The sequence below is a fragment of the Bacillus sp. NPDC060175 genome, from assembly GCF_042728695.1.
In the GTDB taxonomy this organism is placed as follows: Bacteria; Bacillota; Bacilli; order Bacillales; family Bacillaceae_G; genus Bacillus_A.
This window is the reverse complement of record NZ_JBHWYR010000008.1, coordinates 104099-129487: the sequence shown is the minus strand read 5'-3', so window position 1 is coordinate 129487 and position 25389 is coordinate 104099. Positions and strand designations below refer to the sequence as shown.

Sequence of the window (25389 nt, the reverse complement as noted above, 5' to 3'; positions counted from 1 at the left end):
GAGTAACATTATGTTAATAAATTGTATATTTTCTATTTATGTGTAGGAAATTGTGAAAATCCACCCCTTTAATTCCAAATATTTTGCTAGAAAAATAAAAAAAGTGAAAGTGAAAATCCACTTTATTTTCTGTTAATAATTGTATTAATATGTAGAACAAAGAGAGGGTGGGATATTTGAGTACAAGCATTGTAATGAAAAGCCAAATTATAAGACTATTAAATGATTGGTATCAAGAGATGCTAGTGCAATATGTAATTAAAGCTGGGGAGTTAAAAAAAGAAATAGATAGTAAAAATTATAATATGGAAGAAGATCAAGAAATCTTAATTTATTATTCTTTGCTTAGTTTTCGATATAAAATGTTGATTGGAGAATTTGATAGTAAAAAAACTAATATAAATTCGATTTCAGAAAGAACGGATACGTTTTTACAGTATTATTATTATTTTTTTGAATTTATTTACGCAATGGAGCTAGGGAATTATTATAACGCAAAAAAGCATTATAAAGTCGCTGAGAGTTTGCTGGCTTCAATACCAGCTGAAGCGGAGAAAGCGGAATTTAATTATCGAGTATCGTTATTTCATTGTTGTATATCACAACCGACTTTAGCGATTTCTTATGCTTTGAAAGCACAAGATTTTTTTGGTAAGAGTTTAGGGTATGAAGTTAAAACTGCGGCTTGCAAAAATACTTTAGGGGTGTGTTGTATAGCACTAGGACAATATGAGCTTGCAGAAGAATATTTAGTGTCGGCGATGAATACATTTACAAATCTAAAAGAAGAACAACTAATAATAAAAGTTAGATGCAATTTATGTTTATTATATGCAGAGCAAAAATTTTCAGAATTAGCTATCCAACATTTAATTTATTCTTTTGAAGAAATTGAGAAAGATTATAAAACAATATTTTTATTAGCGAGTGAATATTCAAAACTAAAAAAATTCAAAGAAGCGAGTCGGTATATTGAAAAGGGATTAAAAATATGTAACAGAGAATATGAGTATCATTTCAATATTTTAAAAGCATTAAATGAAGAAATGCCGATTGAAGAGTTAGAAGTGATTATCGAAGAAGCAATTCAATATTTCAAAGAACAAAATTTATGGATAGAAGTAAAAAAATATGCGGAGCGGTTAGCGATTCAATATTTTGATGTTGCAAATGAAAAGAAAGCTATCCAGTATTTTTATTTAAGTTATGAAGTTAGAAAAATTATTCAACAAAAAGAGGGTGTATACGTCTAAATTAAATGTAGGTATTTTAAGTGTTTTTAGGATTAGCAGTATTGTTTTTCAGAGTATATGGATCATTTTTTTTACAAGACGCATTAAAAACGCATTCGTTATTATAGAATTTGTAGAGCGAATTGTTACATTTGAAGAAACAATTGTAAACGTACAAAGAAAGTCAGCCTTATAAAGTGATCGCATAAAGTAAGAAGACTTTTAGACATATAAAAGGGAAGGTTTTTTTGTGTTTGTTTAAACAGCCTGTAGTTTCTAAAAGAGGTTATATATTTTAGTACCCTATTATTAGGGTGCTTTTTTGTTTGTATACGGTAATCAAAATTCTGAAGTCCAGCCATGGTGTAACTTTACGCATAACTTTTTATGAAAGAGGATTCAAAAGTACCTGTAAGTCGTACTTATGCAAAACAATACAAAAATTTGTTACGTATTTAACAAGAAGTTTTTTGTATTTCACCCTTCGTTTTATGTAACTGGTTCCATATATTTGACGCTCTGCCTTGTAAGTGCTTACATAATCAAAAACATCCTATACAATGAAGTTGTTAAATCGAATGAGGTGGCGAAAATGAAAATGAAAAAAGCATATTTAGCGAATAGCATTGAAATAGAAAGAGGAGGAGAGATGGTATGAAAAAATCATCGGTTAATCCATGGCTTGTTGTTCTTGGAACAGTCATAGTACAAATGGGGCTTGGAACGATATATACATGGAGTTTATTCAATCAGCCCTTAGTGAGTAAATACGGTTGGAGTCTTAACGCTGTTGCTATAACTTTCTCAATTACTAGCCTTTCTTTAGCATTTTCAACTTTGTTTGCGAGTAAATTGCAAGAAAAATGGGGACTTCGTAAACTTATTATGATAGCTGGACTAGCATTAGGAATCGGATTAATACTTAGTTCACAAGCTTCCTCATTATTGATGCTTTATGTACTAGCAGGAGTTGTTGTAGGTTACGCAGATGGTACAGCATATATCACTTCACTATCCAATTTAATAAAGTGGTTTCCAGAGCGTAAAGGTTTAATTGCCGGTATATCTGTTTCTGCATATGGTACAGGTAGCCTAATATTTAAATACATAAACGCAATGTTGATTGATTCAGTTGGTGTATCGCAAGCGTTTATATACTGGGGTTTAATTGTTACAGCTATGATAGTAATTGGTGCTTGTTTAATCCATCAAGCCGCTGATCAAGGTGCAGTTCAGGAAACAAAAACTAAAGAATATACAACAAAAGAAATGTTAGGCACAAAACAAGTATACTTATTATTTATTATGTTATTTACATCATGTATGAGTGGCTTATACTTAATTGGTATGGTAAAAGACATCGGTGTTCAACTTGTAGGGCTTAGCGCAGCAACAGCAGCTAATGCGGTGGCTATGGTTGCAATCTTCAATACATTGGGTCGCATCATTCTGGGACCGTTATCAGATAAAATCGGCCGTTTGAAAATCGTTACTGGTACTTTTGTTGCTATGGCGACTTCAGTCTTGGTTCTAAGTTTCGTAGATTTAAATTATGGTATCTACTTCGTCTGTGTAGCAAGTGTAGCGTTTTGCTTTGGTGGAAATATCACTATTTTCCCAGCTATTGTTGGTGATTTCTTCGGTATGAAAAACCATAGTAAGAACTACGGAATTGTGTATCAAGGATTTGGATTTGGAGCGCTTGCAGGTTCCTTTATCGGTGCACTTCTAGGTGGATTCAAACCAACCTTTATGGTGATCGGCGTATTATGTGTCGTGTCATTTATTATCTCAATTTTAATTCAAGCACCTAATCAGAAAAAAGAAAACGAAGAAGAGTATCGCAGCGTAGCGTAAGTATTTAAATTTTCTATAGCACTAAGGTAACTAAAAAGTACCCTATAAAATAGGGTGCTTTTTTCTTTATGAACTAATTGTAATAGTTTTTCTCTAACCAGTCTTTATTATTTACGGAAATTTACTGATAAAAGAGGCATTAAAACATCGAATTGGATTATATTGGAATATCATTGAGTCACGCATAATATATGAAAATCTTAGATTATATACAGGATATTCATTGAGAAATGCAAGATGTAAAATAAAGTATTTTCAGAAAAATATTGAGAAAAGAAAAACTTAAATTTTTGATAAAGTATGTAGGTGAAGAAATCTACAGGTTCTCTTTTTCAATTACAAAAAAGATGATAAGGAATTATGGATTGAATTTTTATTTGAAGTACGTTTTAATGCTTATAGATGCAGTCTGGCATAGAAACGTAAAAATATTTTATCTGAAAAATAAAAAAAGATTGACAAGTATATTGAGAAACATTATCATTTCGATGTAGATAAAGAAAATGAAAATCATTATCAATTGGTTTCGTTTTGATGAAAAGTACACTTGACCAATTAGTTTAGTAAGTGTATTATTTTTTACACCATTAGTGATAATGAAAATCGTTATCGTTTATATTGTTAAACTTGATTAATTTTTATATGAAAGGATAGAGGAAATGAACCTAGGGGAATTTGATGGAAAAACCGTTTTAGTGACAGGTGCAGCTCAAGGTATAGGTAGTGTTGTCGCAAAAATGTTTTTAGAAAGAGGAGCTACAGTTATTGGGGTTGATCAAAATGAAGAAGGGCTTAATATGTTTTTAAATCATTATGCATCAAATGAAAGCCGTATTAAGACGTTTCATTTAGATGTGAGTGATAGTGCCGCTGTTGAAGAGGTAGTAGAACGAATTGAAAATGATATAGCGCCAATAGATATATTAGTAAATGTTGCAGGGATTCTACGTATGGGAGCGATTCACTCTTTAAGTGACGAAGAGTGGAATAAAACATTCTCTGTAAATACTACAGGAGTTTTCTATATGTCCCGAGCAGTAAGTAAGCTTATGATGTTAAGGAAGTCAGGGGCAATTGTTACAGTTGGTTCAAATGCGGCAAATACTCCGAGAATCGAGATGGCTGCGTATGCTGCATCAAAAGCTGCAACGACGATGTTTATGAAATGTTTAGGGTTAGAACTTGCAGCATACAATATTCGCTGTAACTTAGTTTCTCCAGGTTCTACTGAAACTGAAATGCAAAGATTATTATGGGCTGATGAGAATGGAGCTGAAAATATAATTGCTGGTTCTCAAAATACATATAGACTCGGTATTCCGTTACAAAAAATTGCACAACCTTCAGAAATTGCTGAAGCAGTATTGTTTTTAGCTTCTGATAAAGCGAGTCATATTACAATGCACAATTTATGTGTCGATGGCGGAGCTACATTAGGAGTTTAATAAAAAATTCAGGAGGTTTTAATACTATGAATGAACTTACAGCCGTAAAGGAACTGTCAGAAAAATTATTAGAAGATTATAAAACTGAATCTTCGTTCTTTTTCGCTTCACCAACTCGAACGATATTGACAGAAGGAGAGTTTACTACAGTAAAACATCATGAAATTGAAAGTTTTCCAGAACTTGTACAAGCGGTATTAAGTAATGCAAAACAAGCCGGAAATCCGAATCCTATCGTTGTTGGTGCTTTGCCTTTTGATCGTAGAAAAGAAGTTCAACTTATTGTACCGGAATATTGCAGAATTACTGAGCGTTTACAGTTGGAGACAACAAATGAGATAAAACGAAATGAGAAACTGGCATTTGAAATGACACCGGTTCCAGCTCCTGAAGTTTATATGAATGGTGTGAAGCAAGGGATTGAAAAAATACAGGACGGAGATTTAAAGAAAATCGTCCTATCTAGATTGTTAGATGTTAAATCTTCAGAGAAGATTGATAAACAAAAACTACTTCGCGAATTAGCAGAGCATAATAAGCACGGTTATACATTTGCTGTGAATTTACCGAAAGATGAAAACGAGAATAGCAAGACATTAATTGGAGCAAGTCCTGAATTACTTGTTTCACGTAATGGTATGCAAGTTATTTCTAATCCGTTAGCTGGTTCAAGACCACGAAGTGATGATCCAGCTGAAGATAAAAGAAGAGCAGAGGAATTACTCTCTTCACCAAAAGATTTACATGAACATGCGGTAGTAGTTGAAGCGGTTGCTGCTGCGCTTCGTCCGTACTGTCATACATTGCATGTGCCAGAAAAACCATCAGTTATTCATAGTGAAGCGATGTGGCATTTGTCTACAGAAGTGAAAGGTGAACTTAAGGATCCAAATACTTCTTCTTTACAATTAGCAATTGCTCTTCATCCTACGCCAGCAGTTTGCGGAACTCCAATGGAAGAAGCGAGAGAGGCTATTCAAAAAATTGAGCCATTTGACCGTGAATTCTTTACAGGAATGTTAGGGTGGAGCGATTTAAATGGAGATGGTGAATGGATTGTTACAATTCGATGTGCTGAAGTGCAAGAAAATACACTTCGCTTATATGCAGGTGCCGGAGTTGTTGCTGAGTCTAAGCCCGAAGATGAGTTAGCAGAAACATCAGCTAAATTCCAAACAATGTTAAAAGCTTTAGGGTTAAGTGATAGCTCATTGAATGAAAAGTAGGGGGATGAAAGAATGTTAGCAGGTTATACGGAATGGCCAAAAGAATTAACAGACCGTTATCGAGAAGAAGGATGTTGGCTTGGTGAAACATTTGGCGGCGTGTTAAAAGAGCGTGCTGAAAAATATGGAGATCAGATTGCGGTTGTAAGTGGTAATACGCAAATAACGTATAGTGAACTTGATAAAAAGGTAGATCATTTAGCTGCAGGTTTATTGAATTTAGGCATAAAGAAAGAGGACCGAGTTGTAATCCAGTTACCTAATATTATAGAATTTTTCGAAATATGTTTTGCACTATTTCGAATTGGAGCGCTTCCTGTTTTTGCACTACCTTCACATCGAAGCAGTGAAATTAGTTATTTTTGCGAGTTTGGTGAGGTGAGTGCTTACGTTATTTCAGATAAGGCTCTCGGCTTTGATTACCGAAAACTAGCAAGAGAAGTGAAAGAGAAAGTTCCCACTTTACAACATGTAATCGTAGTGGGGGAAGAAGAAGAATTCGTGAACATAAGTGATCTTTATATGGATCCAGTTCCATTACCAGAAGTTCAGCCAAGTGATGTTGCGTTTCTCCAATTATCAGGAGGGACAACAGGACTTTCTAAATTAATTCCTAGAACGCATGATGACTATATTTATAGTTTACGTGTTAGCGCTGAAATTTGTAATTTGAATGCAGAAAGCGTCTATATGGCAGTTCTTCCAGTAGCACACAATTATCCGATGAGTTCTCCAGGGACATTTGGAACTTTCTATGCGGGTGGAAAAGTAGTGTTGGCAACTGGAGGTAGTCCAGATGAGGCTTTTGCGCTTATAGAAAAAGAAAAAGTTACGATTACAGCGCTCGTTCCACCATTAGCAATGATTTGGCTTGATGCAGTTGATTCGCGTACCAACAATTTATCGAGCCTACAAGTACTTCAAGTAGGTGGAGCGAAATTTAGCGCTGAAGTTGCAAAACGGATACGTCCTATATTCGGATGTACGTTACAACAAGTATTTGGTATGGCGGAAGGATTAGTAAATTATACCAGACTAGATGATCCAGAAGAAATCATTATTCATACACAAGGTAGACCGATGTCTACATTTGATGAAGTTCGAGTTGTTGATGAAAATGATAATGATGTTAAGCCTGGTGAAGTAGGTAGTTTATTAACAAGAGGGCCATATACAATTCGTGGCTATTATAAAGCGGAAGAGCATAATGGAAGATCATTTACAGAAGATGGCTTTTATCGCACAGGTGATCTTGTAAAAGTAAATGAACAAGGTTACATCATTGTAGAAGGAAGAGATAAAGATCAAATTAACCGTGGTGGTGAGAAAGTTGCCGCGGAAGAAGTTGAAAATCATCTATTAGCACATGATGCAGTACATGATGTAGCAATTGTATCTATGCCTGACGATTATTTAGGAGAACGCACTTGCGCTTTTGTTATCGCTCGTGGACAAGTCCTAACTGCAAACGAATTAAAAATGTTCTTAAGAGAACGTGGTATAGCAGCTTATAAGATTCCAGATCGAATTGAATTTATTGAATCATTCCCACAAACAGGTGTTGGAAAAGTAAGCAAAAAAGAATTACGTAAAGTCATTGCTGAAAAACTTATTACAGTAAAACAATAATAAAAATCGGAAGGAAGTGATTAGATGGCTATCCCATCTATTTCAGTATATAAAATGCCAGTTGAATCAGAACTACCAAAAAATAAAGTGAATTGGACACCGGATCCGAAACGTGCAGTTCTTCTAATCCACGACATGCAAGAATATTTTCTTGATGCATATAGCGATAAAGAATCGCCAAAAGTAGAACTAATTTCAAATATTAAGGTGATAAGAGAAAGATGTAAGGAACTTGGTATACCGGTTGTTTATACAGCGCAACCTGGTGGACAAACGTTAGAACAACGAGGGCTATTACAAGATTTTTGGGGTGACGGTATTCCTGCTGGACCGGATAAAAAGAAAATTGTCGATGAACTCACTCCAGACGAAGATGATATCTTCCTAACAAAATGGAGATATAGTGCATTTAAAAAGACGAATCTATTAGAAATTTTAAATGAACAAGGACGAGATCAACTCATCATTTGCGGTATTTATGCGCATATCGGCTGCCTTTTAACAGCTTGTGAAGCGTTTATGGATGGTATCCAGCCATTCTTTGTGGCAGATGCAGTTGCTGATTTTTCATTAGAGCATCATAAACAAGCATTGCAGTATGCATCTAATAGATGTGCAGTAACGACATCAACAAACTTACTGTTAAAAGATTTACAAAGTTTAAAGGGTGCTGAGAGTGAAGGAATCACTTTACAGGAAGTGCATGAACTAGTTGCACAACTACTCCGTGAGCCAGTAGAGAGTATTGAAGTGGATGAAGATTTATTAAATAGAGGACTTGATTCGGTCAGAATTATGAGTTTAGTAGAGAAGTGGCGTCGCGAAGGGAAAGAAATCACTTTTGCAGATTTAGCAGAACGTCCAACAGTTGCCGATTGGTACCGTGTATTATCTTCACAAGCAGCACAGGTGCTGTAACAAATAGACTACATAATAAAGGGGTAGTAAAGAATGCCTAACAGTCAAAAGATTCGTCATTCGTTATCATCTGCGCAGTCTGGTATGTGGTTTGCGCAACAATTAGATCCGCTTAATCCGATTTATAATACTGGGGAATATGTAGAAATAAACGGAACGATTAATCAAGAAATTTTCGAATTAGCTGTACGTAAAGTTGTAACAGAAGCAGAAGCACTTCATGTTCGTTTCGAAGAGGATGAAATTGGCCTATGGCAAGTTATTGAGGAATCGTCAAAGTTTCATATGCATTTTATTGACGTTCGTAAAGAAAAAAATCCTGAAGAAGCTGCTAAGGTATGGATGAAAAATGATTTATCTATGCCTGTGGATTTAACAGAGGATAAATTATTTACTGAAGTACTTATTCAAGTTGAAAATAATCGTTTCTTTTGGTATCAGCGCATCCATCACATTGTGATGGATGGCTATGGATTTTCACTTCTTAGCCAAAAGGTAGCGAATGAGTATACATCACTTATAGAAGAAACAAACAAGAATGAAAAGCCATTTGGCTCTCTTGCAAAAATTGTACAAGAAGATAATGAGTATCGTGAATCTAAACAATTTCAGGAAGATCGTACTTTTTGGTTAGAGAAGTTTGCAGATGAACCGGAAGTTGTAAGTTTAGCAGAACGAGCGCCGAGAACATCAAATGGATTTTCACGAGAAACTGCTTATTTATCAAATTCTAGTACGAAAACATTACTAGAAGATATCAATATTTCGTTAACGAGTTGGCCCGAATTTGTTGTAGCCGTAACAAGTATTTATATGCATAAATTAACAGGTGCAAATGATATTGTTTTAGGTTTACCGATGATGGGGCGTCTTGGTTCTATATCTATTCATACACCAAGCATGGTAATGAATTTAGTTCCACTGCGTCTAAAGTTAACTCCAAATATAACTTTTGCAGAATTAATACAGCAAGTTTCTGAAGAAATTCGAGATATACGTCGTCATCATAAATATCGTCATGAGGAATTAAGAAGAGACTTAAAGTTACTAGGTGAAAATCAAAGGTTATTTGGGCCGTTAGTGAATGTTATGCCTTTTGATTATGGGCTTAACTTTGCTGGAAATCATGGCATTACACATAATTTATCAGCAGGACCTGTCGATGATTTATCGATAAATGTATATAAGCGCTTCGATGAAAATGAGCTAATGATTCATTTTGATGCGAATCCGGAAGTATATAGCGATACGGAACTAGCATTGCATAAAGAAAGATTTATGAATCTATTAGAATTAGTGATAAATAATTATCACAAAGACGAGCCGATTGGAAAAATAAACATTACTCTTCCTGAAGAAAATCATAAGGTTTTATTGGAATGGAATGAAACTAAGAGAGCTGAAGAGCTAATTAATCTACCTATATTATTTGAAAAACAAGTACAAAAAAATCCAAATAATATAGCAGTTACTTGTAACGGGATAAAACTTACGTATAAAGAGCTAAATGAACGAGCGAATGAACTTGCAAACTATTTATTAGAAGAAGGAATACAATCAAATCAGTTTGTAGCCTTAGTATTTCCAAGGTCAATAGAAATGGTAGTTAGTATGTTAGCAGTTCTAAAGACGGGTGCAGCGTATTTACCGATAGATCCAGAATACCCAGTTGAACGTATTAGTTATATAGTAAATGATGCAAAACCGGTGTATATCATAACACATTCATCTGTTTCATCCTCTTTAGTTATAGAAAATGATATTAAAAAAATCATATTAGATAGCGAAGAAACGAAAATAGTGTTAAAAACATATTCTCATATGAATATACCATTTAAAAATGATGAATCACTTTTAAACCCAGCGTATACAATTTACACTTCAGGATCAACAGGAAATCCAAAAGGTGTAATTGTTCCTATGAAAGGTTTAAGTAACTTTTTATTGGCTATGCAAGACATGTTTTCATTAAATGAAAACGATCATTTATTAGCAGTTACAACGTTTGCGTTTGATATTTCTGCTCTAGAAATATATTTACCTCTTATTAGTGGTGCAAGTATAACAATTGCTCAAAAAGAAGTAATCCAAGAGCCTTCTGCATTAACGACACTTTTACAAGAAGAAAGAGTGACAATTATGCAAGCTACACCGACGCTCTGGCAGGCGTTAGTAACTGAATATCCAGAGCGGCTACAAGAACTAAACGTACTCGTTGGTGGTGAAGCTCTACCAGCACATTTAGCAAATAAATTAAAAGAATTAGGTTGCTCTATAACAAACTTATATGGACCAACTGAAACGACAATTTGGTCTACCTTCATGAACATTGATGAAAGTGGTATACCTCCTATTGGAAAGCCAATTTGGAATACTGAAGTGTATGTGTTAGATGCAGGGTTACAACCAGTTCCGCCTGGAGTTATTGGTGAATTATATATTGCGGGTGAAGGACTTGCGAACGGATATTTAGGAAAACCTGAGTTAACAGCTGAACGGTTTGTTGCAAATCCTTATGGAAAAGATGGAGCACGTATGTACCGCACAGGTGATCTTGTGAAATGGCGTACCGATGGTGTCTTAGAGTACATTAGTCGCGCAGATCATCAAATTAAAATTCGTGGTTTCCGAATTGAATTAGCTGAAATTGAAACGGTATTACAACGACATGAAAATATTCAACAAGCAGTAGTAATGGTACGGGAAGATCGCCCAAATGATAAACGGATCATTGCGTATATCGTTGCCGAAGAGAAGGAACCAATTAATCTATCAGAAATTCGTTCTTATGTTTCAGAAAGTTTAGCGAATTATATGGTGCCATCGGCATTTGTTGTGCTAGAAGAATTACCATTAACACCAAATGGTAAGGTTGATAGAAATAAATTACCTGCTCCTGATTTTAATGGAATGAACAATGAGAGAGTTGCTAGAAATCCGAAAGAAGAAATACTATGTGATTTATTTGCAGAAGTACTTGGTGTTTCGCGAATTAGTATAGATGATAATTTCTTTGAAATGGGTGGCCATTCGCTTCTTGCATCTCGTTTAATGGCAAGAATTCGTGAAACATTAAGTGTAGAATTAGGAATTGGAAAGCTATTTGAATCACCAACTGTTGCTGAATTAGCAAAACAATTGGATCGTGCAAAAAGCGCAAGACCAGCTATTAAGAAAGTAAGTAGGCCAAATGAAGTTCCACTTTCATTTGCACAGCGCAGGTTATGGTTCTTAAATTGTTTAGAAGGTCCAAGTCCTACTTATAATATTCCGTTAGTCATTCGTATGTCTGGAAAATTGAATGAGGAAGCATTACAAGGAGCCTTTTATGATGTTGTTGAAAAACATGAAACACTTAGAACGATTTTCCCGAATTCACTTGGTAGTTCATATCAAAGAATTCTAGAAATGGATAAATTGAATCTAAAAATGACCATAACAAAAACATGTAAGGATGAATTAGAAAGTGCACTGTCTGAAGCTGTAAAATATAGTTTTAATCTTGATATCGAACCAGCAGTTCGTTTACAACTTTTTAAAGTGAGTGAAAACGAACATGTTTTACTAATTCTTTTGCATCATATTGTAGGAGATGGATGGTCATTACAACCATTAACGAGAGACTTTACAGCGGCTTATAAAGCACGATGTCAAGGTGATAGTGTTCAACTAGAAACCCTTCCAGTTCAATACGCAGATTATTCATTATGGCAACAACAACTATTAGGTGATGAAACAAAACCAGACAGTATTATTTCAACACAATTAGATTTTTGGAAAGAAGAGCTAAAAGGTTTACCAGATCAAATGGAGTTACCTACAGATTTTCAACGTCCAATTGAAACGAGTTATCGTGGGGAAACACTTCATTTTCATATAGATGAAGGTATGCATAGTAGGTTAATAGAGCTCGCTCGTAAAAATGGAGTTAGTTTGTTTATGGTGTTGCAAGCGGGACTTAGTGCACTATTTACAAGATTAGGTGCTGGAACTGATATACCATTAGGTAGCCCGATTGCTGGAAGAAACGACGATGTACTCTCGGATATAGTCGGTTTATTTGTAAATACATTAGTGTTACGTACAAATACATCAGGAGATCCAAGCTTTAAAGAGTTATTGGATAGAGTGAAGCAGGTAAACCTTGCAGCCTATGAAAATCAAGATGTTCCATTTGAACGACTCGTTGAAGTGTTAAACCCAGTACGAACTCGAAATAGTCATCCGCTGTTTCAAGTTATGTTAGCTTTCCAAAATACACCAGAAGCAACGTTTAATGTACCGGATATAGAAGCGAGCCTTGAAATTCAAAGTGTTGGCTCTGCAAAATTTGATTTAACATTTGAAATTAGCGAGAGTAACGGAGTTGATGGTACTCCAAACGGCTTACACGGATTGTTAGAGTTTAGTACCGATTTATATAAACGTGAAACGGTTCAAAAACTAATAGAACGATTCATTCTGTTATTAGATGATGCAGCGAAACATCCGGATCAATCAATTGGTAGATTAGAAATATTAACTTTAGCAGAGCGAAATACAGTTTTAGAAAAGTGGAATGGTGGTTTTCAAATTGTACCTGAAATGACATTGCCACAATTATTTGAAAAGCAGGCTTATGTAAATCCAAATTCTATTGCTGTCGTCTTTGAAGATGAAATGCTAACTTATGAAGAGTTAAATAGAAAAGCGAATAAAATAGCTCGGTTGTTAATAGCGCAAGGAATCGGCCCTGAGCAACTCGTTGCTTTAGCAATGCCGAGATCATTAAATATGGTTGTAAGTTTACTAGCTGTTCTTAAAGCTGGTGCGGGATACCTACCGTTAGATCCGGATTATCCGTCAGATCGTATTTCATTTATGCTACACGATGCGAAACCATCATGTGTTTTAACAAATTCAGATGTGGAAATTGAATGTGATGAGGCATTAAAGATTTTAGTTGATGATGTGAACGTAATAGAAAAAATTGAGAAATATAGTGAAGACAATATTGATGAAATGGAGCGCATTAAGCCGTTATCTCCTTCACATATTGCTTACGTTATTTATACGTCAGGCTCAACAGGTAGACCGAAAGGCGTTATGATACCTCATCAAAATGTAGTAAGACTTTTAGGAGCAACTGATCATTGGTTCCAATTTGACGCAGACGATGTGTGGACGATGTTCCATTCATACGCTTTTGATTTCTCAGTTTGGGAAATTTGGGGACCTTTATTATACGGGGGACGCCTTGTTGTAGTACCACATACTGTAAGTCGCTCGCCGAAAGAATTTTTACAGCTTCTTGTTAAAGAAAAGGTTACTGTTTTAAACCAAACTCCATCAGCGTTCTATCAATTGATGCAAACCGATCGTGAAAATGAAGAGATTGGTCAAAAATTATCTTTACGATATGTTGTTTTTGGAGGAGAAGCACTTGAACTAAGTCGATTAGAAGATTGGTATAGTCGTCATCCTTATAACTCACCGAAGCTTATTAATATGTACGGAATAACGGAGACGACGGTACATGTTAGTTATATTGAGCTAGATGAGGGTATCGTTTCTTTACGAGCAAATAGTTTAATCGGGTGCAGTATACCAGATCTTAAAGTATACGTATTAGATAACTATTTACAACCAGTGCCACCTGGGGTAGTTGGAGAAATGTATGTTGCAGGTGCTGGACTAGCTCGTGGATATTTAGGAAGAGCAGGATTAACAGCTGAACGTTTTATTGCAGATCCATTTGGTAAACCAGGTACAAGAATGTATCGTACAGGAGACTTAGCACGTTGGCGTCAAGATGGGACGTTAGATTATATAGGACGTGCAGATCATCAAATTAAAATTCGTGGATTCCGAATTGAATTAGGGGAAATAGAAGCGGTAATAATGAAACACGATAAAGTTGAACAAGTAGCCGTTATTGTACGGGAAGATCAACCAGGGGATAAACGATTAGTTTCTTATATCATCGCATCAAATAATGAAACGATCGATACGAATGAAATGCGTCAGTATGCTGGAGGTAGTTTGCCAGATTACATGGTTCCCTACGCTTTTGTAGTAGTAAATGAGTTACCTTTAACTCCAAACGGTAAATTAGATAGAAAGGCATTGCCAGCTCCAGAATTTATTGCATCATCTTCTAGCCGCGGACCAAGAACACCGCAAGAAGAAATGTTATGTGACTTGTTTACAGAAGTTTTAAGTGTGTCTCAAATTGGAATTGATGACGGATTCTTTGATCTTGGTGGTCATTCACTTCTTGCAGTGCAGCTTATGAGTCGCATTAAAGAGGCGCTTGGCGTTGAACTGAATATCGGAACTTTATTTGCAGCACCTACTGTTGCGGGGCTTGCTGAAAGACTTGAAATGGGGAATGGTCAAAGTGCACTTGATGTGTTGCTTCCATTACGAGCAAGCGGAGATCAATTACCACTATTTTGTGTACATCCAGCAGGGGGATTAAGTTGGTGCTATGCAGGACTAATGAAATCTTTAGGGACAGATTATCCAATCTATGGTGTACAAGCACGTGGTATCGCTGAAAATGAAGAACTTCCAAAAAGCTTAGAGGAGATGGCGGCGGATTATTTGAAACACGTTCGTGAAGTACAGCCTCACGGACCGTATCGTTTACTCGGTTGGTCGCTTGGAGGAAATGTTGTTCATGCAATGGCGGCGCAACTACAAAATGAAGGGGAAGAAGTAGAATTACTCGTTATGCTTGATTCTTATCCTGGTCACTTCTTACCGAATACGGAAGCACCTACTGAAGAAGAAGCGTTAATCGCATTACTTGCTTTAGGTGGATATGATCCAGATAACATGGATGGTAAACCACTTACTATGGAAAGTGCGGTTGCAATCCTTCGCAAAGATGGAAGTGCATTAGCAAGTCTTGAAGAAGAGACTATTTTGAACTTGAAAGAAACATATGTAAATTCGGTAGGTTTGTTAGGGAAATACGTACCGAAAGTTTATAACGGGGATATTCTATTCTTTAGATCTACTGTTATACCAGACTGGTTTGATCCTATTTCTCCAAATACATGGCTAAATTATTTAGATGGAGATATCGTGCAACATGATATTGATTGTAGACATAAAGATTTATGTCAGCCAGGGCCGCTTACAGAAATTGGACAAGTGCTAGCGAAATATTTGCAGAATAAGAAAGGGGTAAGTAGAGTATGACGAATCCATTTGAAAATGATAATTACACATATAAAGTATTAATGAATGAGGAGGGCCAGTATTCTCTCTGGCCTACCTTTCTCGATGTACCTATTGGATGGGATATCGTACATGAAGAAGCTAGCAGACAAGTTTGCTTAGAATATGTTGAATGTAACTGGAACGATTTAGATCCGAAAAAAAATCAAATTAGCGAAAAAATATTAGTAGGAAAACAATAATGAAAGCAATAATAAATCCAAAAGTAGTTGTAAGCATCGTTTATATAACAGCGATGTTTATGGCTGCGATGGATGCAACGATTGTGAATGTAGCACTGCAAACGATAAGCAAAGAACTGCAAGTGCCCCCATCTGCAATGGGAACAGTAAATGTTGGGTATTTAGTTAGCTTAGCTGTTTTCCTTCCGATTTCTGGTTGGTTAGGCGATCGCTTTGGTACGAAAAGAGTATTTTTAATTGCCCTTTTCGTTTTTACAATTGCATCTGCATTATGTGGAATTGCTAATGATATTACTTCATTAAACATTTTTCGTGTCATTCAAGGTGCTGGTGGCGGACTTTTAACACCAGTCGGGATGGCGATGTTATTCCGAACATTTTCACCAGAGGAAAGACCAAAAATTTCTCGATTTATTGTACTTCCAATTGCTGTAGCACCAGCGATCGGACCAATTATTGGTGGTTTCTTTGTAGAACAAATGTCTTGGCGCTGGGCATTTTATATTAACCTACCGTTTGGTATCATTGCGTTGCTATTTGGACTTCTATTTTTAGCAGAGCATATTGAAAAATCGGCTGGTCGTTTTGATTCTCTCGGTTTTGTTCTTTCAGCACCAGGTTTTGCAATGCTCATCTATGCACTTAGCCAAGGACCATCAAAAGGTTGGATTTCTCCAGAAATAATAAGTACTGGGATAGCTGGGATTGTATTCATTACATTGTTTATAATTGTAGAACTGAAAGTAAAGCAACCGATGTTAGATTTACGCTTATTAAAAGAACCAGTTTTTAGAAAAATGAGTCTCATATCTTTGTTTTCATCAGCTGGTTTACTAGGAATGTTATTTATTTTTCCGCTTATGTATCAAAATGTAATAGGAGTTTCCGCGCTGGAATCAGGTCTTACGACATTCCCAGAGGCGATTGGATTAATGATTTCTTCACAGATTGTACCATGGTCGTATAAGAAATTAGGAGCTCGAAAGGTAATCTCTATTGGATTAATAAGTACAGCGGTTATATTTGTTTTATTAAGTTTTGTAAATCATGATACGAATCCCTGGCAAATTCGGGCATTATTGTTTGGCATAGGTATTTTCTTAGGTCAATCTGTCGGTGCAGTTCAATTTTCTGCTTTTAACAATATTGCACCACCTTCTATGGGGAGAGCAACTACTATATTCAATGTACAAAATCGATTAGGATCTGCAATAGGAGTTGCTGTTTTAGCTAGTATACTATCTGGTTTTGGAAGTAATAGTGTACAAAATAATGCTCCAGCCAATTTCTTGCCATATCAAGCAGCATTAATTGGATCAGCAATATTTTTACTCATAGCATTACTATTTTCTTTACGCATTTCTGATAAAGAGGTAATGTCAAAGAAGAATAAAAAGCCGTTATCTGTATTACAAAAAGAGAAAGAAGTTGTAAATGAATGAGGTGCAGCATGCTAATACTCTTTTGAAATAAAGTGATATTGGTATTTAAAAGGAGAGAGTTTACATGATAGAGAGTAAAGGAGTAGATTCTGTACCAACTCTTAATGAGAATAGTTGTCAAATATGGTGGGCAAGAATTTCAGATTTACAATCATGGCATTACAATTTACTAAATGATGTAGAGAAAGAGAAAGCAAATTCATATCATCATTCGGCAGACCGTGCGCGTTTTATAATTGGTTGCGTAATTAGTAGATTAGTACTTGGAAAGATACTTTCTATGTCGCCAGTTCAAGTACCAATTGATCGAATGTGCCCAGTATGTAAATTACAACATGGCAGACCACAGTTACCAGAAGGTATGCCGCAAATATCAGTCTCACATTCGGGTGAGTGGGTTGTTGTTGCATTTACTAAATCTGCACCTGTGGGTGTTGATGTTGAGCAAATGAATCCAAATGTAGATGTTATGAAAATGGCAGAGGGTGTATTAACAGACATTGAAATAGCACAAGTTATGAAATTACCTAATGAACAAAAAATAGAAGGGTTTTTAACATATTGGACTCGAAAAGAAGCAGTGCTGAAAGCGACAGGTGAAGGACTATTGATTCCACCAGCAGATATTACAGTATCAGCTCCAAATGATCCTCCAAAATTGTTAATTTTTAAGGATAGACAAGAGTTAGCAGAAAATACAATGATGGAAGACGTAAGGCCAAGTTTAGATTATATGGCTTCTATTGCAATATTTAGTAAAGAAGTAACTGAAATTACGCAATTAGACGCGGTATCGCTTTTAAATCATAAATAAGTTTAATAAAATATTTTATAGAAGAGGTGTTCCTCATGTTAGTGGCGGAAAATAGAAAAAGCGAATTAACTTATAATGTACAAGCAATAAAAAATATTTTATTTTCTGGAGATACATCATCTATTCTTGCTTTAGAAAAGCTTTTGAATGATACAGTTCAGTTTGATGTTCTTGAACAAGAGGTACTTGATAGACAGTACATTCCGAAAGAAGCAAAGAATTTCTTTGATAAAAACGGAACATTTCTTTACCGTGTATCCAATGTTAGTTATAAAGGTAAGGTGTTATCTGAAAATCTAATTTTTGCTGACACCTCATTTTTACCAAATACTATAAAGCAAGAATTAGAGGATGGAAATATTCCAGTTGAAAAGCTTATAGAAAAGATGGAAGCAAGAAGAAACGTATTATACGAAGGGTATCAGCCATCTGGAAATATTATCGAATTATTTGATGGATGTTCTGTTGCAGCGAATGTTTATCCAACTAGAAAATATCAAATTGTAAGTAACTGCAAATGTATATTTTATATTTGTGAAGTGTATCATGCAGAGAATATAAAGGAACTGCTTAAATAAAAAATAAACAAGAAACCAGCCTATAAATGGCTGGTTTCTTGTTTATTTAACAGCTTCTTTTAATTCTTTACCTGCTTTAAATGCTGGAACTTTACCAGCAGCAATCTGAATTTCTTCGCCAGTTTGTGGATTACGTCCTGTACGGGCAGATCTTTCACGCACTTCAAAAGTTCCAAAGCCGATCAGTTGAACTTTATCGCCAGATTGTAATGCATTAGCAATTGTGTCAAATACGGATTGTACAGCTGCAGAAGCATCCTTTTGAGAAATATCAGCTGATTGTGCTACATTTTTAACTAATTCTGTTTTGTTCATGTTTTCACCTCATAAAAAATTTTTTAGAATGAATGTTTTAGTATAATGGTTAGTAAAGATAAAGCTATCTTCGTGATTAGGAAGAATGCTGTATAGTTATGTTAATTTCGTTGAAAGAAACTGAATCCCTGCAATTATAAGGGAATTTATTATGAATTGATGTATACAAAAGCTGTAAAATGAAGATGAGGGGGAGTATACGGATGATTTTTCGTGAAAAGAATGAGAACGAGAGTATATTAATTCGTCAACATGATCATGGCTTTTTAGCAGGAGAGATTGCAAGTTATATGAAAGAAGATTTCTTTGAAGATAAAGCATACTTAAAGGAGACTATTGATGCTATATATGAGCATGATAGAGGCTGGATAGGGCTAGATAAAATCCCGATTTTGAACGATGCTAAAAATATCCCATATACATTTATGGATTGTCCAAGTTCATTACGCTTTGTTTTTTATACGATTGGTTTGAATGAAATCGAAAGTTCTAATCCATACGGGGCGTTACTTTGTAGTAAACACTTTTTATCATTTCCACTAAATGAAGAAGATGAAGAGATGATGTCTTTTTATAAACATGAATTGAAACGACAAAAAAGAATATTGAAAACGTTAACAAAAGAACAATTTTCGATTTTCGATAAACATTATAGATTATTAAAGTTTTGTGATGAACTTTCTTTATATGTATGTATGAACAAACCAGGTGTAAAAAAGAACGATGAGATTGATTTATTTAAAGATGGTTTTGAAGGAACAGAAATGTTTAATAGAAAGGAGGATAAATCTATTCAAGCTGAATGGGTGGATGAAGAAACAATTCGAATCACAACGTTTCCATTTAAAACAGAATTTCATGCTTATGTAAAATATAAAACTATAAATAAACATGAAATTGAAGAAAAAGGAATTGCAAAGGCTGATAGGGAATCGGAAGTTCAGAAGCAAATGATATATTTTCTACAATAGAGAGGGTATAACAAGAAAAAGGAATGATCTCACTTTATGAGTCATTCCTTTTAGAAATAAATTAACTTACACGTTTTTTATTTAATTCCTTTAATTTCTCTGCTTGTAAAAACCGATTTGTTTCAGCGACAACTACACCACTTAATCCAATTAGACCAATTAAGTTTGGAATCGCCATAAGTCCATTCGCAATATCGGCAAATGTCCATACAACACCTAATTTTAAATTAGCGCCAATAGCAATCATAACGATAAAGATTGCTTTATAATATCGTACAGCACCTTGTCCGAATAAATAAGCAACACACTTCTCTCCGTAATACGACCAGCCTAAAATAGTAGAGTAGGCGAATAATATAATGGCGATACCGAGAATCATACTACCAGCAGTACCGAATACGGATTGGAATGCTAATGTTGTAGCTTCAACACCAGTTTTGCCTGATTTCCATGCGCCTGTAGTAATTAATACTAGCCCCGTAATTGTACATACAATAAATGTATCTAGAAAAGTACCAGTCATAGAAACTAAAGCTTGTTTTGCAGGTGAATCTGTTTTGGCCGCAGCCGCAGCAATAGGAGCACTCCCTAAACCAGCCTCGTTAGCAAATACACCACGCGCCATTCCGATTTGAATTGCAGATGCAACTGTTGCACCAATAAAACCACCAGCAGCTGCAGTACCTTGAAATGCACCAGAAAAAATAAGTGAAAACGCTTCTGGAATTTGATCAAAGTGATAGAAGATAATAATAAGGCCAGCGATTACATAAAAGAAAGCTTTAATAGGAACGATATATCCAGTAACTTTACCAATCTTTTTTACACCGCCTAAAATAACGATAGCGATTAAGAATGACATGAGTATACCAGTTAATGCAGGAGGGAAAGAGAAATTGATTCGCATTGCCTCTGCAACTGAATTAGATTGAACCATATTACCGATACCGAAAGAAGCAGCTGTGCCGAATATAGCGAATAAAACAGCCAGCCACTTTTTCCCTAAACCACGTTCTAAATAATACATTGGTCCACCGGAGTATTCACCATTTTCATTACTAACACGGTATTTCACTGCAAGGATTGCTTCGGCATACTTTGTTGCCATTCCGAATAAAGCAGTAATCCACATCCAAAAGATTGCGCCGGGTCCACCGATTGTCACAGCAGTTGCGACACCTGCTATATTTCCCATACCAATCGTTGCAGCCATAGCTGTCATCAGTGCTTGGAAGTGACTAATATCTCCAGAAGATGATGTATCCTCTGATTTTTTAAAAGCTAGTTTGTGAGCGTATATTAGTTTACTAAACTGTAAACCTTTTAAGCGCACTGTGAGAATGATACCAGTTCCAACGAGTAGCAACAAAGTTGGTAACCCCCACACATACTGATTAATTTGTTCTAATACTTTACTTACTGTCTCCATCTGTATTCTCCTTTTTTAGAAAAAATAAAAACCACTTCAAGGAAATGAAATGGTCTCTGGAGAAACAAGGGATAGAAAAATAAACCGATACAAATCGGCATTTTCTTTCGCTTGTCTCTGTCCTTTTACCTGAGAGATTATCCGCTAGATTAGCGGATTTGCTCCTTCGGTGCTCGTTTTCCTCCGCGCTATATTAAGCGAGAGGGAGTCTCTCCAGAGATTCGTCCCCATGCAGTTCTACTTGTAAACAAGACCTGAGAGTTTCAAAGTTGGTTCAGCAACTTTTTGCCCCGTCGGTAGATCAATAGATCTTCTCCTGAATGGTTCATCCGAATTATAAAACTAATAACTAAATGTATTGATCATAAGTATATATAATCAATAAACACATTATAGATACACAATAAGTGAATTGCAATCATTTTTTATTTTAAAATAGTAAATAAACTTATTTTTTCGATATTCCTAATTTATCTTCAACTTCATTTAAAGTAGATAAAGCGATGACAATATGTTGATCCGCAAGTCCTAATGCATGCTTTGTATTTTCAATTGTTTCATTGGTTGGAGTAGAATTGTTGTATCCGTCTATAATCAAATCTGCTGCATTTTTCATAAATTTAGAAGCTGCCTTAAATTCAATTGTGAAATAAACTAGTTGCTTTTGTATATGTACTTCTGTTATGTTTTCTTCAATTTGTATTGTGTCTATTTCTTTCATAATTTTTTCATACTGTTTGGAAACAGCACTCATTGTAACTAATAGTTTATTTCTGTCCACTGAATTTCCGTTCGTGTTAATCTCTTCCCAGGCAGGCAACCAATCATTCTCAATAATGTCATTATAATTAGTAGTTAATTCATTCATTTTAGGTTGCAATTGAGTTCGGAAAGTTGTAGTATCAACGGTTTCTTTTTCAGCATTTTTTCGATCTTTAGTTGCGTAGAAAATAGTGCCGGCAATAATAAGAATAGAAACCACAAGCAACCATTTGTTTAAAAGTAATTTCTTCAATATATAAATCCTCCAAATTCTAAAAACTTATAATTATAATATATAACAATAATGTTATTGAAGGCAAAGAGTAAAGTACAGAAGTGATTTGAATCATATTTATTCTATACATGAATAAATAAAATTAGTAAAATAATGAAGATATTATGTTAGAAAAGGGGATTTTTAGTGGGGACGAAAAGAAAAAAACGAGCTTCAAGTATTGCAACGGCTATGTTATTAGTTGGTGTACTTGCACTCATATATATGAACAAGGGATCAAAAATTGAAGATTTTCCAATACCAATGTCAGTAATACATATTAACGATGATAACGAAGAGAATTATAAATATATAAGTGTAATGCCTATTACGAAGGCAAGTGGATGGGAGAACTTAGGGGAAAACGGGGATACTGTTAGTTTTAAAAAAGGGGATCGGAAAGTAACTGTATTACATTATCCGGGAGAGATTACTTATTATTTATTTGAGCAATAGATATACAAGGGAGATAAGATTTAGATGTCATTCGTATAGGGTTACATTTTTTATATTCCGAATTATTTGAAATAAAAATAGATAGATGGTTTGATAGATATAGTGTTAAAAAATGATTGGTTGTATATTTGTAAAAAAAATAGAATATTTAGTTACCGTAGTTTTATTATGTAAACTGATTATTGTAAGAGAGAGATTGTATTATAAGGGGGAATTAGAAATGTTAATAAAAACAATCTACTGTAGGGTGGAAGAAGAGAAAAAGGAATTGTTTTCAAAAGCACAAGAAAAATGGCGTGATATACAGCATCTAGATGGTTTTCATGGGCAATTTGGTGGATGGAATGAAGATGAGGCATGTGTATATACTTTATGGGAAGATAGAAATGCATATCAATCGTTTATGAATGAGGCTCACGATACAATTTATTTAAATAGTAATCAAAAAGATACGTTTCTTTCATGTGAAATTGAACTATTTCAAATGTTGTATGATATAACAGAAACTCCTTTGAAAGACGTAATTGCACAAGGGTCATTTGTAAGAGTTGCAATTTGCGATGTGAAAGAAGGAAAAGAAAAGAATTTTTTACATACGCAAGAAACAATTTGGAATAAAGGAATGGAAAATGTAAAAGGGATATTAGGTGGAGTTGTAGGGAAGTCTTTAAAGAATGAAAATCGTTACATAGTATTAACTTATTGGCAAGATGAAATAGTACATGAACGTTATATGAAAGAAATTTTTCCTGAGTTATATCAGTTAGCAAATGTAAATGAGTATGTTGAAAATATAAATGGAAAGAAAGTTATTAGGAAGGAAGAATGGTCTGTTGCCGCTTCGAAATAAAGTTAGAACTTGTTAAAGTAGCTGGTTTAGATAAAGTTGAAATAGAACGTTCGTTCTTGTATGATTGTTTTGTACAAGAACAAGAGGGGGTATTTAAATGAGTAAAGTTTTAAGATTTGAATTGCAAGTCCCAAACCCTGAAGAAGCTATTCAATTTTATACAAATAGTTTTGGATGGAAGTTTGAAAAAATGCCTGGGCCACATGACTATTGGTTCATAATTACAGGGGAGAGTGATAGACCTGGTATCGATGGTGGATTAATGAAATCACCTGATGGTGCTACTAGGACGACTAATTCGATTGAAGTACCTTCAGTTGATGAGTACATAAATAAAGTTATTGAAAATGGTGGACAAGTAGTTGTACCTAAAACTGCTATTCCTAATATGGGTTACTTTGCTTATTGTATGGATAATCAAGGGCTTCTTTTTGGAGTATGTGAAGAAAATATTGAAGCGTAAAAAATTAGGGGCTTTTGAGATTATTTTGTTTGTTGAACGATGTTTTCTATCAAAGATTATAATTATTGAACACATTTGTATAAAAACTAGTATTATTTTAGCTGAAGAAGGATCCATTTTGATTATTTTCAAAAGGATTCTTTTTTGTTTTTCACATATTGTGAGTTATTTAGGCATTATTAATCAAACTTATATCGGTATATTATCTATGAAAAAAGTAAATAAATGATGTTATATTCAAGGATTAATCTATTGACTGCTAAACAGTTTGATGTGAAAAGGAAAAGAGGACCAATTGTTTTCTTATAAACATGTAATTAAGTGAAGACGTCATATACCCTTTCATGTTAATATATTTAAGTTATAATAGGAGGCTTACCCTTTTGTATTGTACGGTAGAAGCAGTGTGAGCTTGAAATTTTTTATGAAAAGGATGTGCCTAACTTGCGTATAAATAAATTTATTAGTGAAGCTGGAAAAGCGTCTCGACGTGGAGCAGATAAGTTAATTAACGAGAGAAAAGTAATTATTAACGGTAAGGTTGCAAAAATTGGTGACCAAGTAAATCCAGGTGATGACGTACGAGTAAATGGAGAGCAACTTCGTATTGCTCGAGACCATGTGTATATCGCTTTAAATAAACCAGTAGGTATTACATGTACAAGTGAAAAAGCCGTAAAAGGTAACATTATCGATTTAGTGAATCATCCTTTACGAATTAATCACATCGGACGTCTCGACAAAGACTCAGACGGTTTAATTTTGTTAACAAATGATGGCGATATCGTTAATGAGATTTTACGTGCTGAAAACAAACATGAGAAAGAATATATCGTTTCAGTAGATAAGCCGATTACACCGGAGTTTTTAGAGAAAATGACAGCAGGTGTTAAAATTTTAGATACAAAAACGCTTCCTTGTGAGATTACACAGTTATCAAAATATGAGTTTGAAATTATTTTAACACAGGGGCTAAATCGTCAAATTCGTCGTATGTGTGAAGCGTTAGGTTATCAAGTATATACGTTAAAACGTACGAGAATTATGAATATTGAATTGAATAATTTACCGGTTGGACAGTGGAGAGATTTATCGAAAAAAGAAAAAAAACGCCTATTTTCAGACTTAAATTACGAACCACAAGATTGGTAATAAAGAGAAGGAGAAACCAAAAAATGTTTTTGGTTTCTTTTTTTGTTGAATAAAAAATATATTTTTAACACTTGTAAAAATAAAATGAATAGGATATATTAAATAACAATAAATGGATTTGTTATAAAAGCAAAGAAAAGGACACGAGTTATTTTAAACGGTTATAC

At 34.7% G+C, this 25389-nt stretch carries 19 protein-coding genes, 1 pseudogene and 1 riboswitch; of the genes and pseudogenes, 17 read left to right on the top strand and 3 right to left on the bottom strand.

Going from position 1 to position 25389, the window contains the following annotated elements; translation table 11 throughout:
- The first annotated feature begins 176 nt into the window (after nucleotides 1-176).
- The 12 genes and pseudogenes from ACFWDE_RS07155 (at nucleotide 177) to ACFWDE_RS07100 (ending at nucleotide 18550) form a co-directional block, all read left to right on the top strand.
- Entirely contained in the window at nucleotides 177-1253 is a 1077-nt protein-coding gene (locus tag ACFWDE_RS07155) for a response regulator aspartate phosphatase (protein WP_377891082.1), read from the top strand.
- Between the two features lie 316 nt (nucleotides 1254-1569).
- Nucleotides 1570-1691, top strand: a pseudogene (locus tag ACFWDE_RS07150) (LytTR family DNA-binding domain-containing protein); the annotation flags it as partial.
- A gap of 195 nt (nucleotides 1692-1886) precedes the next feature.
- The gene (locus tag ACFWDE_RS07145) at nucleotides 1887-3089 is read left to right on the top strand and encodes an L-lactate MFS transporter (protein WP_002148105.1); all 1203 of its coding nucleotides are present in this window, start codon (nucleotides 1887-1889) and stop codon (nucleotides 3087-3089) included.
- A 659-nt stretch (nucleotides 3090-3748) separates the two neighbouring features.
- The gene (dhbA, locus tag ACFWDE_RS07140; RefSeq protein WP_377891080.1) at nucleotides 3749-4534 is read left to right on the top strand and encodes a 2,3-dihydro-2,3-dihydroxybenzoate dehydrogenase; all 786 of its coding nucleotides are present in this window, start codon (nucleotides 3749-3751) and stop codon (nucleotides 4532-4534) included.
- A 26-nt stretch (nucleotides 4535-4560) separates the two neighbouring features.
- Nucleotides 4561-5760 (top strand): isochorismate synthase DhbC, encoded by a 1200-nt coding sequence (gene dhbC, locus ACFWDE_RS07135; RefSeq protein ID WP_377891078.1) that lies wholly within the window; start codon nucleotides 4561-4563, stop codon nucleotides 5758-5760.
- Between the two features lie 12 nt (nucleotides 5761-5772).
- Nucleotides 5773-7389 (top strand): (2,3-dihydroxybenzoyl)adenylate synthase, encoded by a 1617-nt coding sequence (locus ACFWDE_RS07130; RefSeq protein ID WP_377891076.1) that lies wholly within the window; start codon nucleotides 5773-5775, stop codon nucleotides 7387-7389.
- A gap of 24 nt (nucleotides 7390-7413) precedes the next feature.
- Entirely contained in the window at nucleotides 7414-8307 is an 894-nt protein-coding gene (locus ACFWDE_RS07125; protein ID WP_377891073.1) for an isochorismatase family protein, read from the top strand.
- 33 nt (nucleotides 8308-8340) lie between these two features.
- Complete coding sequence (locus ACFWDE_RS07120) at nucleotides 8341-15495, top strand: amino acid adenylation domain-containing protein (protein ID WP_377891071.1); 7155 nt, start codon at nucleotides 8341-8343, stop codon at nucleotides 15493-15495.
- A complete protein-coding gene (locus tag ACFWDE_RS07115; RefSeq protein ID WP_377891069.1) occupies nucleotides 15492-15716 on the top strand; it encodes an MbtH family protein in 225 nt (74 codons plus the stop codon). Before ACFWDE_RS07120 ends, ACFWDE_RS07115 begins: the two co-directional genes overlap by 4 nt.
- On the top strand, nucleotides 15716-17158 hold the full coding sequence (locus tag ACFWDE_RS07110) for an MDR family MFS transporter (RefSeq protein WP_377891067.1): 1443 nt from the start codon (nucleotides 15716-15718) through the stop codon (nucleotides 17156-17158). The genes ACFWDE_RS07115 and ACFWDE_RS07110 overlap by 1 nt, the downstream gene beginning before the upstream one ends.
- Nucleotides 17159-17222: 64 nt before the next feature.
- On the top strand, nucleotides 17223-17972 hold the full coding sequence (gene sfp / locus ACFWDE_RS07105) for a 4'-phosphopantetheinyl transferase Sfp (protein ID WP_377891065.1): 750 nt from the start codon (nucleotides 17223-17225) through the stop codon (nucleotides 17970-17972).
- A gap of 35 nt (nucleotides 17973-18007) precedes the next feature.
- A complete protein-coding gene (locus tag ACFWDE_RS07100) occupies nucleotides 18008-18550 on the top strand; it encodes a hypothetical protein (RefSeq protein ID WP_002148089.1) in 543 nt (180 codons plus the stop codon).
- 42 nt (nucleotides 18551-18592) lie between these two features.
- Here ACFWDE_RS07100 and ACFWDE_RS07095 read toward each other — a convergent pair whose 3' ends face one another.
- Nucleotides 18593-18865: an HU family DNA-binding protein gene (locus ACFWDE_RS07095; RefSeq protein ID WP_002012780.1), complete on the bottom strand. Its 273-nt coding sequence runs from the start codon at nucleotides 18863-18865 to the stop codon at nucleotides 18593-18595.
- Between the two features lie 203 nt (nucleotides 18866-19068).
- On the opposite strand from ACFWDE_RS07095, the gene ACFWDE_RS07090 reads away from it, so the two are divergent.
- On the top strand, nucleotides 19069-19836 hold the full coding sequence (locus tag ACFWDE_RS07090) for a DUF3891 family protein (RefSeq protein WP_377891061.1): 768 nt from the start codon (nucleotides 19069-19071) through the stop codon (nucleotides 19834-19836).
- 61 nt (nucleotides 19837-19897) lie between these two features.
- Here the strand turns inward: ACFWDE_RS07090 and ACFWDE_RS07085 are convergent, their stop codons facing one another.
- Together ACFWDE_RS07085 and ACFWDE_RS07080 are read right to left on the bottom strand one after the other, a co-directional pair.
- The gene (locus ACFWDE_RS07085; RefSeq protein ID WP_002148086.1) at nucleotides 19898-21265 is read right to left on the bottom strand and encodes an alanine/glycine:cation symporter family protein; all 1368 of its coding nucleotides are present in this window, start codon (nucleotides 21263-21265) and stop codon (nucleotides 19898-19900) included.
- 107 nt (nucleotides 21266-21372) lie between these two features.
- A riboswitch (glycine riboswitch) is annotated at nucleotides 21373-21492 on the bottom strand.
- Nucleotides 21493-21713: 221 nt separating this feature from the next.
- Nucleotides 21714-22280: a hypothetical protein gene (locus ACFWDE_RS07080; protein ID WP_377891059.1), complete on the bottom strand. Its 567-nt coding sequence runs from the start codon at nucleotides 22278-22280 to the stop codon at nucleotides 21714-21716.
- Nucleotides 22281-22448: 168 nt separating this feature from the next.
- On the opposite strand from ACFWDE_RS07080, the gene ACFWDE_RS07075 reads away from it, so the two are divergent.
- The 4 genes from ACFWDE_RS07075 (at nucleotide 22449) to ACFWDE_RS07055 (ending at nucleotide 25222) form a co-directional block, all read left to right on the top strand.
- Nucleotides 22449-22757 (top strand): hypothetical protein, encoded by a 309-nt coding sequence (locus tag ACFWDE_RS07075; protein WP_377891057.1) that lies wholly within the window; start codon nucleotides 22449-22451, stop codon nucleotides 22755-22757.
- 220 nt (nucleotides 22758-22977) lie between these two features.
- Nucleotides 22978-23607 carry a DUF4937 domain-containing protein gene (locus ACFWDE_RS07070; RefSeq protein WP_377891055.1) on the top strand — a complete coding sequence of 210 codons (630 nt, stop codon included), beginning with the start codon at nucleotides 22978-22980 and terminating at the stop codon, nucleotides 23605-23607.
- 97 nt (nucleotides 23608-23704) lie between these two features.
- Complete coding sequence (locus ACFWDE_RS07065; RefSeq protein ID WP_377891053.1) at nucleotides 23705-24070, top strand: VOC family protein; 366 nt, start codon at nucleotides 23705-23707, stop codon at nucleotides 24068-24070.
- A gap of 444 nt (nucleotides 24071-24514) precedes the next feature.
- Nucleotides 24515-25222, top strand: coding sequence for a pseudouridine synthase (locus tag ACFWDE_RS07055; protein WP_377891049.1), 708 nt, complete (start codon nucleotides 24515-24517; stop codon nucleotides 25220-25222).
- The last annotated feature ends 167 nt before the right edge of the window (nucleotides 25223-25389 follow it).